Origin of the sequence: Burkholderia sp. S171 (assembly GCF_009766085.1) — a bacterium.
Classification (GTDB): domain Bacteria; phylum Pseudomonadota; class Gammaproteobacteria; order Burkholderiales; family Burkholderiaceae; genus Caballeronia.
On the sequence record NZ_LMUF01000044.1, the window covers coordinates 56,213 to 68,194 of the forward strand.

An 11,982-nucleotide genomic window follows, 5' to 3' on the forward strand; every position below is an offset into this window, starting at 1 on the left:
GCTACGTCATTGCGATGCTGAAACGCCACCATTGCTCGCCGCCATCTGCGCCTTCACCGCTTCGCCAAGCTGATACACGGCGAGTGCATAGAAGAAGCTGCGGTTGTAACGCGTTAGCACGTAGAAGTTCTTCAGGCCAAGCGTGTATTCGGTTGGGCGGCCCGGCGTCGGCAAGTCGACGACCGTTACCGGCGTGCCCGCTTCCGCTTCGGAGTTGAGCCCCGGCTCGCTTATCAGCATGCCGGCTTTCGTGAGCTGCGCGAGCGACCAGTGCGGCTCGGGCTGACCATCGGCGGCGGCTTGCGCAATGCCTTGACTGCCTGTGTCGCCGGCAATTTTCCAGACCACCGGCCGTCCCGATTCCCAGCCGTGCTGCTTCAAATAGTTGGCGACACTGCCGATGGCATCGGCGGGACTGTTCCGCAAGTCGATGTGGCCGTTACCGTCGAAATCCACCGCGTACTGCACGATGCTGCTCGGCAGGAATTGCGGAATGCCGATTGCGCCCGTGTACGAACCGAGCACGGTGGTTGGATCGATTTGCTGGTCGTGCGTCCACACCAGCAGGTCTTCAAGATTCTTGCGGAACGTCGCTTGCCGTTCTGCGCGGTTCGGCGTGTTGGGATAATCGAAGGTGAGCGTGGTCAGCGCATCGAGTGCACGGAAGTTACCCATGTACTTGCCATAGATGGTCTCCACGCCAATGATCCCGACGATCGCTTCGGGCGGCACGCCGTACTGATCCGATGCACGTTGCAGGGCAGCCTGGTTCGCGCGCCAGAATTTGACGCCGGCGGCAATCCGCACCGGCTCTACGAAACGCCCCTGATACGCGCGCCAGTTCTTGGTGGCCGGCGTAGGCGAAGGCAGCACCAGTTTCACGGCCGTTGCCGAATAGCTCACGCGATTGAACAGGTCGTGCAAGGCGGCGGAATCGAAGTCGTAACGCGCAACAAGATCGTTAATGAACGCGTCCACATTGGGATTGTTCGCGTAGCGTTGCGGCACGATCTCTTCTTCGAACATCTGCCCTTGCGGCGTCGGCTGCTGGGGTTGCGATTGCGCGAATGACTGAGCGACTGCCTGACCTATACCGAATGTGCCAAGTGCGCAAACGAGGGCGGCGACTGAGGCGAGGCGCGCGGTTCGCGCCGAAAGAGGCAAGACGGTCGAAGCAAACTTGAAGTTCATAGTGTGCGTAATTGTGGCGGTGTAACGCGAGGCGCGCGGGAAATGCGCGCAGGGCATACGAGAGTCGGATCAGTATAACCGACGCGTTTTCGGGACCATCCCGAAAGCCTTCAGAGCGCGTGCGGACGCTCAAAAGCGGTGCCGCGCGGCTGCGTCATTTCCAGTGTGGTAACTTAACAAGAACCCGCGCGGTGCGGCGTTCGGCCGCTGACAGTCGGGCGGCAGGAAGGTGGCACCGCAACCGACAAAAACATCTGAACGATACGAGACACGCGGTACGGCTCGCCCGGCTGCGCAACCCATCATGGCTACCGGCTTTTATACCCACCCAGATTGCCTCCTTCACGACATGGGCCCGTGGCATCCCGAATGCCCCGCGCGCCTTCAGGCGATCGAGGATCAGTTGATCGCAAGTCGTATCGACACCTCGATCGAGCGTGAAGACGCGCCGCTCGCAAGCGAAGAGGATCTGGCGCGGGTTCATACGCAGGCGCATATCGATTTCGTGAAGGAGACGGCGCCGTCAGTCGGCCGCGCGGAGATTGATCCGGATACGCTGATGTCGCCGGGTTCTTATCATGCGGCGTTGCGCGCTGCAGGCGCCGCGGTCGCCGCTACGGATGCCGTTATCGCCGGCACCTACGAGAACGCATTTTGCAGCGTGCGGCCGCCTGGACATCACGCGGAACCGGCGCGTGCGATGGGCTTCTGCTTTTTCAACAACATCGCGATCGCGGCGCGTCACGCACTCGAAGTGCATGGGCTTGAGCGCGTGGCGATCATCGATTTCGATGTGCATCACGGTAATGGCACCGAAGCCGCGTTCTCGGGCGATCCGCGCGTGCTGATGTGCAGCTTTTTCCAGCACCCGTTCTATCCGTACAGCGGCGCCGATAACCACGCATCGAATATGGTCAACCTGCCCATGCCCGCGCGTACGAAAGGCATGGCTGTGCGCGAAGCCGTCGACATGATGTGGCTGCCGAGACTCGATGAATTCAAGCCGCAGATGATCTTCGTCTCCGCAGGTTTCGACGCGCATCGCGAGGACGATCTCGGCAACATGGGTCTTGTCGAGGACGACTATACGTGGCTCACCCAGCAGATCCGCGCGGTAGCGAAGCGGCATGCGAAGGGCAGGATAGTGAGCAGTCTGGAGGGCGGGTACAACCTGTCGGCGCTTGGGCGCAGCGTGGTCGCGCATGTGCGCGCGCTCGCCGATATTTAAGCTGCTGTTGCAAGGCAAGTCCCACGGCAAGTCCGAGTACCCTACATGCGCGAACGCTTAAGCTCGGCACGCACGAGCGTCCAATCGACCAACGCCTTGATCACCCGATCCCGGTCGAGGTCGCTGAGCGTCTCGTGATAGCTGCCTTCCAGTATCAGCAGGGTGGTATCCGTGGAACCGGTGTTCGCTTCGAATTCGCGGCTGCCGTCGGGGTTGGTGAGCGCGTCCTTCGTGCCGTGAAACACGAGAAGCGGCAAGTCGATAGACGTGCGTCGTGCAGCGATGCGGCGCATGGCGGCCACTATCTGCGCCGCCGTCCTGGCAGGTATGGGCCGATGATGCACCAGCGGATCCCGCCGGTTCGCCTCGACCACGCCGTGCGCACGGGATAACGTGGCCGGGTCGATGGTCAGCGCAGGAAATCGCGGCATCAGGCGGCTGATCAGGCCGCCGAGCTTGAGCTTCCAGCGCGGCGCGTCGGCCGGCGGTTTGAGCGCGGCGCTCGACAGGATCAGCCCGGCCAGTTTCCGGCCGCTTTCCGGCAGGCGCTCGGCCGCATAAAGCGCGGCGATGGCGCCACTCATGCTATGTCCCATCAGGAACAGCGGGATGTTGAGCGGCGCGGTGGTGTCCGCGGCGTTGAGGAGAGCATCGGTATCGAGCAGATAGTCGTCGAAGGAGTTGATCCACACACGCTCGCCCGGCGATTTGCCGTGGCCACGCAGATCCGTGGCAATCAGTTCGATGCCCGCCGCATTCAGGCGCAGCGCGAAGGCGTCGTAGCGGCGAGCATGTTCGGCCAGTCCGTGCACCAGCGCGATTCGCGCCAGCGGTGCGGGAAAGGCGGCGGCGGCTTGCCATCGATGAAGATGAAGGTCGATGCCATCGGCGGTGGCCGTGCTGCTGGTCGAATACGTGTTGTGCGGGGTTGTTTGCATGGCCTGTCGGCAAAAATCGGAATTCCGCAGATGATAGTCCCGATGCGCCTGGCCGGTCCGCGCTGCTTCTAGAGCGCATCCCCGATTGTCATCGATGCCATTTTATGCGTAAAATAGAACGACCGTGCTGTAAAAAATAAGCATCTACTGATTGTGCAAAGCCTGACGGACTGCTCGCGAGTCTGCCGTAAGCAATCGGCGGCGAGAGTCACTCGTTATAATGGGCTTGGGATGATGTATTCGTAACTTAGGAGCGTGTGCATGAAAATCTTGGTGCCAGTCAAACGCGTGGTCGACTACAACGTGAAAGTCCGGGTCAAGCCGGATGGCAGCGCAGTGGACATCGCGAACGTGAAGATGTCGATGAATCCGTTCGACGAAATCGCCGTGGAAGAAGCCGTGCGTCTGCGCGAAGCGGGCGTGGCGACGGAAGTGATCGCTGTGTCGTGCGGCGTGACGCAATGTCAGGAAACGCTGCGTACCGCGTTGGCGATTGGTGCTGATCGCGCGATCCTGGTCGAATCGACTGAGGAATTGCAGCCGTTGGCAGTCGCGAAGATTTTGAAGGCGCTGGTCGATAAAGAGCAGCCGCAACTGATCATCCTTGGCAAGCAAGCCATTGACGATGACTCGAATCAAACCGGTCAGATGCTCGCCGCATTGGCCGGTTTGCCGCAAGCGACGTTCGCCTCCAAGGTGACGGTCGCCGATGGCAAAGCTACGGTGTCGCGCGAAGTCGATGGCGGTTCGGAAACGCTATCGCTGACGTTGCCGGCGGTGGTGACCACAGACTTGCGCCTGAACGAGCCGCGTTACGTGACGTTGCCCAACATCATGAAGGCCAAGAAGAAGCCGATGGAAACGTTGAAGCCGGCAGATCTCGGTGTCGATGTCACGCCCCGCCTGAAGACGCTCAAAGTGGCTGAGCCGCCACAGCGTTCCGCAGGCGTGAAGGTGCCGGACGTGAAGACGCTGGTCGAGAAGTTGAAGACCGAAGCCAAGGTTCTGTGAGGGAGTTTCCAAAGTGACTATTCTTGTAATTGCAGAACACGACAACGCGTCTGTCAAATCGGCGACGTTGAACACCATCGCGGCGGCCCAGAAGATTGGTGGCGATATCCACGTGCTGATCGCGGGCTCGAACGCGCAAGCAGCGGCCGATGCCGCAGCGAAGATTGCGGGCGTAGCAAAGGTGTTGCTCGCCGATGCACCGCAACTCGCCGATGGGCTGGCCGAGAATATCGACGGAACGGTGGTCCTGATCGCGAAGAACTATTCGCACATCCTGGCGCCCGCGACCCCGTACGGCAAGAACATCGCGCCGCGTATTGCAGCGCATCTGGATGTCGCGCAGATCAGTGACATCACGGCAGTGGATTCGCCGGATACCTTCGAGCGTCCCATCTATGCAGGCAACGCGATCGCCACGGTTCAATCGAGCGATGCGATCAAGGTCATCACCGTGCGTACCACGGGTTTCGACCCGGTCGCAGCAGAAGGCGGCAGTGCATCGGTGGAAAAGATCGAAGCCTCGGCCGACACTGGCATCTCGAAGTTCGTGAGCCGCGAGCTGACGAAGCTGGACCGGCCGGAGCTGACGTCGGCGAAGATCATTGTGTCGGGTGGACGGGGTTTGGGCAGCGGCGAGAACTACACGAAAGTGCTCGAACCGCTGGCGGACAAACTCGGCGCGGCGCTGGGCGCATCGCGTGCGGCAGTCGATGCAGGGTTCGTGCCGAACGACTATCAAGTCGGCCAAACCGGCAAGATCGTGGCGCCTAACTTGTATGTTGCAGTCGGTATTTCGGGCGCGATCCAGCACTTGGCCGGGATGAAAGACAGCAAGGTCATCGTCGCGATCAACAAGGACGCGGAAGCGCCAATCTTCGGCGTCGCGGACTACGGACTTGTGGGTGATTTGTTCACGGTCGTGCCGGACCTCGTGAAAGAACTTGGCTGATCATTCTTAAGGCCACTGGCTAGAAAGAAAGCAACATCGAAAAAAGGGGCGACATACGTGCGCCCCTTTTCACATCTGTTGGGGGAGACAAGACATGAGCTATAGAGCGCCAGTCAAGGACATGCTGTTCGTGATGAAGGAACTAGCCGATATAGAAAGCATCGCGGCGTTGCCAGGTTTCGAAGACGCCAGTCTCGACACCGCGCAGGCCGTACTCGAAGAAGCCGCGCGCTTTAACAACGAAGTCGTCGCGCCGTTGAACTTCGAAGGCGACAAGAACCCGAGCTTTTGGAAGAACGGCGAGGTCACGACCACGCCCGGTTTCAAAGAGGCTTTCCGCCAGTTCGGTGAGGGCGGCTGGCAGGGCGTGCTGCATCCGGTCGAGTACGAAGGCCAGGGGCTGCCCAAGCTGATCGCGACCCCCTGCATCGAGATGCTGAACGCGGCGAATTTGTCGTTCGCATTGTGCCCGCTGCTCACCGATGGCGCTATCGAAGCGCTGCTGACCGCCGGGACCGAGGAGCAAAAGCAGTTGTTCGTGCCGAAGCTGATTTCGGGCGAATGGACCGGCACGATGAACCTCACGGAGCCGCAAGCCGGTTCCGATCTTGCGCTGGTCCGCACGCGCGCCGAGCCGCAGGGCGATGGCACGTTCAAGATCTTCGGCACGAAGATTTTTATCACCTACGGCGAGCACGATATGGCGAAGAATATCGTCCATCTCGTGCTGGCGCGCACGCCCAACGCGCCCGACGGCGTGAAGGGCATCTCGCTCTTCCTGGTGCCGAAGTTCATCACCGATAAAAACGGCACGCTCGGCGCTCGCAATGACGTGCATTGCGTATCGATCGAACACAAGCTCGGGATCAAGGCGAGTCCGACAGCCGTGCTGCAATTCGGCGATCACGGCGGCGCTATTGGCGAGTTGATTGGCGAGGAAAATCGCGGGTTGGAGTACATGTTCATCATGATGAACGCGGCGCGCTTCGCGGTCGGACTGCAGGGCGTGGCTGTGTCGGAGCGGGCGTATCAGAAGGCCGTCGCGTTTGCGAAGGATCGCGTGCAAAGCCGGCCGGTCGATGGCTCCGCCAAACAGCCGGTGTCGATCATTCATCACCCCGACGTGCGCCGCATGCTTTTGACCATGCGCGCGCTGACGGAAGCGTCGCGCTCGCTCGCTTATGTAGCGGCGGCGCATTGCGATCTAGCGCATCACCACGCTGATGAAGCTGCGCGGGCCAGCCATCAGGCGATCTACGAGTTTCTTGTGCCGATCGTGAAGGGCTGGAGCACGGAGCTTTCCATCGATGTCGCGAGCCTCGGCGTGCAGGTCCACGGCGGCATGGGGTTCATCGAGGAAACGGGCGCGGCGCAGTATTACCGCGATGCCCGCATTCTCACCATCTACGAAGGCACGACCGCCATTCAGGCCAACGACCTGATCGGCCGCAAGACCGTGCGTGACGGTGGCGCGACCGCGCAGGCGATTCTTGCGCAGATGGATCAGACCATCGCGCAGCTAGCCGGACGTGAAGGGCAGGCGTTCACGTCGATGCATCGATATTTGAGCGCGGGAAGCTTGGCGTTGGCGCGGGTCTTCGAGTTCATGGTGGCCAAGGTGAAAAGCGATCCGAACGCGGTTTTTGCCGGCAGCGTTCCGTATCTGAAGCTGGCCGGCATTGTGTTGGGCGGATGGCAAATGGCGCGGGCGCTGTTGGTGGCGTCGGACAAGCGTAGTGAAGATGAAGCGTTTCATGGCGCCAAGATCGCGACGGCCCAGTTTTTCGCGGAGCATATTTTGTCGCAAGCGCCGGGCATCGAAGCATCGATCGTCAGTGGCAACGGGCAAGAAGGGTATCTCGCGCTGAGCGAGGATCAGTTTTGATTTGCTTGGGTTAGGCGGGGCTACGAAAATGCGGCCCCGGCTACGTGAGCATGCGCGTAAGGCGCAACCAGCATTCTCACCGTCTAGTCGGGGCGCAAATTTCCCTCAACACCGGGGCGACACGGGAGGACTGTTGTTCACACACGTTTTTGCCGTGTTCACGTAGCGGCACAAGCGTTCGCGCCGAACCGCAACAGCACTCGAAGTGGTGTAGGATTAAATCCTATTCGCTTCGCCGGAGTATTCAATATGCGTTCCACTCAACAATTCAGCATCACGCTGCCGAACGAACTGGCTGAACTGGTCCGCGCCAAGGTTGAGAGCGGCGAATACGCGACTGATAGCGAGGTTATCCGCGACGGTTTGCGTACCCTGGCTGCCCGCGACCGCGTTGTGGAGTCTTGGCTGCGTGACGAGGTCGGTCCGGCATATGACGCGCTCAAGGCAGATCCTTCGCGCGCGTTGACGGTTGACCAAGTGCGGGCGGCCCTAGTGGCCAAACGAAAGGCAAGGGACTAATAGCCAGATGGCGACATTCGGCATCAAGTTCGCCCCGGAGGCATTGGAGCAGCTCGAGAGCCTTGAGCAGTACATCGCAGAAGTGGCATCTTCGACTGTGGCGGCGGGCTATATCGACGCTATCGTGTCTTATTGCGAAAGTTTGCAGCGCTTCCCGAATCGAGGCATTCAACGCGGCGATATACGGCCTGGCTTGCGCATTACAAATTATCGCGGCCGTACGGTCATTGCTTTCGCCGTACAAGAGGAACAGGCGACCATTCTTGGTGTGTTCTATGGCGGCCAGGACTATGAGACTGCGCTGGCAGGTTAGGCAGTTTAAGAACGCAAACGAGCAGAACCCGTGAATGCGCTGCGGCGTAATGCCACCAAGGCACCCAGGCAAGGGCCCACTCTTTTCTTTGCTCGCATTGTGGGGGCCATCAAAGAAAAACACCCCAAAGGTCGGATCGATGTCCAACTTTTGGGGTGCGTTCACCCGGCTTTCGCCGGGACGGCATCGCACCGAAGCGTGCGCTCGCCGCTACCCCTGAAATTTCAAATCAAGCACGCGCATACGACGGCCGCGTGCTCGTACGCGTTTCGCCGAGATACCGGTGTACTGACAAATCGTCGGACTGGATCGCCGGTTGCTTGCCCGACATCAGGTCGGCGAGCATCTGGCCCGAGCCGCACGACATGGTCCAACCCAGCGTGCCGTGACCCGTATTGAGGAAGAGGTTCGGCAGCGGCGTACGGCCAACGATCGGCGTGCCGTCCGGCGTCATCGGACGCAAGCCGGTCCAGAACGATGCCTTCGCGGTGTCTCCACCACCAGGGAACAGGTCGTTCACGCACATTTCCAGCGTTTCGCGACGCGCCTGGCTCAGCGATTTGTCGAAGCCAACAATCTCCGCCATTCCGCCGACGCGAATCCGGTCATCGAAACGGGTGATCGCGATCTTGTACGTTTCGTCGAGCACGGTAGAAACCGGCGCGGCGCTTTCGTTCGCGATGGGCGCCGTGATCGAATAACCTTTCAGCGGATACACGGGGATATCGACGAGACTGCCCAGCAGTTTCGTGGAGTACGAACCGAGCGCAACAACGTATGAATCACCGCGAATGGTCTCGCCGCCGCACTGCACGCCCGCGATCCGGCCGCCGCTTACCGCGAGCGCGTCGATTGGCGTGTTGTAGCGGAACTTCACGCCCAACTGTTCGGCCATGGCGGCAAGGCGCGTAGTGAATTTCTGGCAATCGCCGGTTTCGTCGTTCGGCAGGCGCAAACCGCCGGTCAGCTTGTGCGAAACGGCGGCAAGCGCCGGTTCCGCGTTTTGCAACTCAGCCGGCGTAAGCAGTTCGAACGGCACGTTTGCATCGCGTAACACGGCGATGTCCTTCGCGGCGCCATCGAGTTGCTGCTGGGTCCGGAAAACCTGCAGCGTGCCGCCGGTGCGGCCTTCGTAATTGATGCCGGTGTCCGCGCGCAGCGCCTGCAGGCAATCGCGGCTGTATTCGGCCAGCCGCACCATGCGACCCTTGTTGACCGAATAGCGTGCCTGCGTGCAGTTCTGCAGCATCTGCCACATCCACTTCAATTGAAACGACGTTCCGTCCAGACGGATAGCGAGCGGCGCGTGTTTCTCGAACATCCATTTGATCGCTTTGAGTGGCACGCCCGGCGCGGCCCACGGCGATGCGTAACCCGGCGAGATCTGACCCGCGTTCGCAAAACTCGTTTCGAGCGCCGGTCCGGCTTCACGGTCGATGACCGTCACTTCGTGCCCCGCGCGCGCCAGATAGTAGGCGCTCGTGACACCGACAACACCGCTTCCCAGAATTACGACTCGCATGCCTTGCTCCGTGCAAAGTGTGTCCGCCGGTCAATTGCTTCGTTTCGACTGAAGCCATGTGAGTAGCGGGTTACATAGTGGTATCGACTATAGTATTGATGTCGAGGCAGTTTTTGTTATTGTATTTATTCAGTTTTCAGTGGAAAGCAATGAGAACGCAGCGAAATTCAGTACGAGAACTCGATAAGATCGATCGCCGCATCCTGAAGATCCTCCAACAGGACGGACGTATCGCGATGAAAGACCTGGCCGAGCAGGTCGGGCTCTCGGTGACGCCGTGTATCGAACGCGTCAAACGCATGGAGCGTGATCAGGTGATCGCGGGGTATTACGCGAGGGTGAATCCGCATCAGTTGGGTGCTTCGCTGCTGGTGTTCGTCGAGATCACCCTTGACCACAAAAGCGGCAACATGTTCGAGCAGTTCCGGCGCGAAGTGCAGCGCATTCCCGAGGTGCTGGAATGCCATCTCGTTTCCGGTGATTTCGACTACCTGATCAAGGCGCGTATTGGTGAAATGGCCGATTACCGCAAGCTGCTCGGCGACATCCTGCTGCAACTGCCGGGCGCCGTGCAGTCGAAAAGTTATGTGGTGATGGAGGAAATCAAGGAAACGCTGACTATCGCCGTCGACGCCTGAAATGAGCTTGCGGTCGGGGTAATTTACTGTATATTTATACAGTACTTTCCTGCTTTCATTTCCCCGGCCATGGCTTCTCACGACCACGAATATCCTGTTGCTCCTCCCGCGCCGCTCAAGGGCCGAGGGGCGGTCACGAACATGCAGGGTCGTTACGAGAAGGACGAGCGCGAGCGTGTCGATGACGGCTGGACGCATGTCAGCGAGGAAGGGGAAACGGATGACGCACCGGTCCTGCGGACGCAAGTATTCGAGGAACGCGCGAAGAGCATTCTGACGCGCAATTCGTCACCGGATATCCCGTTCGGGGTGTCGCTGAATCCGTACCGAGGCTGCGAGCACGGTTGTATCTATTGCTTCGCGCGGCCTACGCACAGTTATCTGGGGTTATCGCCGGGACTGGATTTCGAAAGCCGGATCTACGCCAAGATCAACGCCGGCGAATTGCTCGAGCGGGAATTGGATAAACCGTCCTATCAACCGGAGCCCATCGCGCTGGGCGTGATTACTGACGCGTATCAGCCCGTCGAACGGAATTTGCGGATCACGCGGCGGGTGATCGAGATCCTGAGCGAGCGAGGGCATCCGTTCGCGGCCATCACGAAGTCGTCGCTGATCGAGCGGGATATCGACCTGCTTGCACCCATGGCGCAGAAGGGTCAGGTCATGGCCGCCATCACCATCACCACGCTCGATGCCGGCATCGCTCGAACGCTCGAACCGCGTGCTGCCACGCCTTCAAGAAGGCTGCGCACTATCCGGGCGCTGACCGAGGCGGGCATTCCGGTAGGTGTCAGCGTCGCGCCCATGATCCCATTCGTCACGGAACCGGACATGGAACGGGTGCTGGAAGCCTGCGCAGAAGCGGGCGCGACAAGTGCGAGTTACATCGTTTTGCGCTTGCCGTGGGAGGTGGCGCCGCTGTTCAAAGACTGGCTCGCGGCACATTTCCCGGATCGGGCGGAGCGTGTGATGGGGCGTGTGCGCGATATGCGCGGCGGCAAGGACTACGACTCGGATTTCTCCAAGCGGATGAAAGGCGAAGGTTTATGGGCTGACATGCTCAAGCAGCGTTTTCATAACGCCGCGAAGCGGCTTGGCCTGAATCAACGGCGGCGCGGAATTCTGGATATGTCGGAATTTCGGCACGTTGAGAAGCCGGTGGGTCGAAACCCACGTGCAGTCGAGGACGGTGCGCAGATGAAATTGTTTTGAAGCGGCGTCTTAGCGGCTGTCGGGCAGAGCCGCTACGACCTTCGCGCGTTATCGCGACATTTACTGCGACAACTCTTTAGCGGCTTGAACCTGCCCTTCGAAGTAAGTCTGGAATGTAACGGCAAGACCTGCCATTAGCAGGAACGCGCCGAACAACAAGGAAAAGATCACGACGAAAATGACTGTCCAGCCGGATTCGCTATGTTGGCCGGTTTGCGCATTGAACTGAGCGTCCCATTTTTCGTCGGGGCGCAAACCGTAGACGATCGCCGACAGGAAAGCCGCCAGCAATGAAATGGCGCCGGGCACGACCAGGAACCAGCCGAGAATCGAAGCCCGATCCGTTGCCGTGAGCAGCATGTAACCGGCCGCGCCCAGCAGGATGCCGGCGATGTGCGCCCAGCCGAATTTGTCGCGCAGACCATACAAATAAAAGCGGTGCGCGCCAATACTGCCGAAGAAGAAGGCGAGCGCGGCGGTCAGCGTTTTCGAGCGGAAACGCCCGTTCGACGTTGGTTTCGATGGGTGCGTGGCAGTGGACGGCGAGTTGTTCATCGGGAAACGAAAAGAAAA

Annotated in this window: 12 protein-coding genes; 8 read left to right on the forward strand and 4 right to left on the reverse strand. The window is 60.1% G+C overall.

Annotated features, from left to right (window positions below; all coding sequences use genetic code 11):
- Positions 1 to 6: 6 nt before the first annotated feature.
- Positions 7 to 1,191 carry a lytic murein transglycosylase B gene (gene mltB / locus GSQ93_RS25000; RefSeq protein WP_158938330.1) on the reverse strand — a complete coding sequence of 395 codons (1,185 nt, stop codon included), beginning with the start codon at positions 1,189 to 1,191 and terminating at the stop codon, positions 7 to 9.
- Positions 1,192 to 1,495: 304 nt separating this feature from the next.
- Here mltB and GSQ93_RS25005 point away from each other — a divergent pair, with 304 nt between their 5' ends.
- Positions 1,496 to 2,419 (forward strand): histone deacetylase family protein, encoded by a 924-nt coding sequence (locus GSQ93_RS25005; RefSeq protein ID WP_158938331.1) that lies wholly within the window; start codon positions 1,496 to 1,498, stop codon positions 2,417 to 2,419.
- Between the two features lie 41 nt (positions 2,420 to 2,460).
- Here the strand turns inward: GSQ93_RS25005 and GSQ93_RS25010 are convergent, their stop codons facing one another.
- Positions 2,461 to 3,357: an alpha/beta hydrolase gene (locus tag GSQ93_RS25010; RefSeq protein WP_158938332.1), complete on the reverse strand. Its 897-nt coding sequence runs from the start codon at positions 3,355 to 3,357 to the stop codon at positions 2,461 to 2,463.
- Between the two features lie 261 nt (positions 3,358 to 3,618).
- Between GSQ93_RS25010 and GSQ93_RS25015 the strand changes: the two genes are divergently transcribed.
- The 5 genes from GSQ93_RS25015 (at position 3,619) to GSQ93_RS25035 (ending at position 8,034) form a co-directional block, all read left to right on the forward strand.
- Entirely contained in the window at positions 3,619 to 4,368 is a 750-nt protein-coding gene (locus GSQ93_RS25015) for an electron transfer flavoprotein subunit beta/FixA family protein (RefSeq protein WP_097264481.1), read from the forward strand.
- A 13-nt stretch (positions 4,369 to 4,381) separates the two neighbouring features.
- Complete coding sequence (locus tag GSQ93_RS25020) at positions 4,382 to 5,317, forward strand: electron transfer flavoprotein subunit alpha/FixB family protein (RefSeq protein WP_158938333.1); 936 nt, start codon at positions 4,382 to 4,384, stop codon at positions 5,315 to 5,317.
- A gap of 94 nt (positions 5,318 to 5,411) precedes the next feature.
- The gene (locus GSQ93_RS25025) at positions 5,412 to 7,202 is read left to right on the forward strand and encodes an acyl-CoA dehydrogenase (protein ID WP_158938334.1); all 1,791 of its coding nucleotides are present in this window, start codon (positions 5,412 to 5,414) and stop codon (positions 7,200 to 7,202) included.
- A gap of 249 nt (positions 7,203 to 7,451) precedes the next feature.
- Positions 7,452 to 7,721 carry a type II toxin-antitoxin system ParD family antitoxin gene (locus GSQ93_RS25030; RefSeq protein ID WP_158938335.1) on the forward strand — a complete coding sequence of 90 codons (270 nt, stop codon included), beginning with the start codon at positions 7,452 to 7,454 and terminating at the stop codon, positions 7,719 to 7,721.
- Positions 7,722 to 7,728: 7 nt separating this feature from the next.
- On the forward strand, positions 7,729 to 8,034 hold the full coding sequence (locus GSQ93_RS25035) for a type II toxin-antitoxin system RelE/ParE family toxin (protein ID WP_158938336.1): 306 nt from the start codon (positions 7,729 to 7,731) through the stop codon (positions 8,032 to 8,034).
- Between the two features lie 229 nt (positions 8,035 to 8,263).
- Here the strand turns inward: GSQ93_RS25035 and GSQ93_RS25040 are convergent, their stop codons facing one another.
- Entirely contained in the window at positions 8,264 to 9,556 is a 1,293-nt protein-coding gene (locus GSQ93_RS25040) for a D-amino acid dehydrogenase (RefSeq protein WP_158938337.1), read from the reverse strand.
- A 149-nt stretch (positions 9,557 to 9,705) separates the two neighbouring features.
- On the opposite strand from GSQ93_RS25040, the gene GSQ93_RS25045 reads away from it, so the two are divergent.
- Together GSQ93_RS25045 and GSQ93_RS25050 are read left to right on the forward strand one after the other, a co-directional pair.
- Positions 9,706 to 10,194: an Lrp/AsnC ligand binding domain-containing protein gene (locus GSQ93_RS25045; RefSeq protein WP_158938338.1), complete on the forward strand. Its 489-nt coding sequence runs from the start codon at positions 9,706 to 9,708 to the stop codon at positions 10,192 to 10,194.
- Between the two features lie 69 nt (positions 10,195 to 10,263).
- Complete coding sequence (locus GSQ93_RS25050) at positions 10,264 to 11,409, forward strand: PA0069 family radical SAM protein (protein ID WP_158938339.1); 1,146 nt, start codon at positions 10,264 to 10,266, stop codon at positions 11,407 to 11,409.
- A 60-nt stretch (positions 11,410 to 11,469) separates the two neighbouring features.
- Here GSQ93_RS25050 and GSQ93_RS25055 read toward each other — a convergent pair whose 3' ends face one another.
- Positions 11,470 to 11,964: an NINE protein gene (locus tag GSQ93_RS25055; RefSeq protein WP_158938340.1), complete on the reverse strand. Its 495-nt coding sequence runs from the start codon at positions 11,962 to 11,964 to the stop codon at positions 11,470 to 11,472.
- Between the last annotated feature and the right edge of the window lie 18 nt (positions 11,965 to 11,982).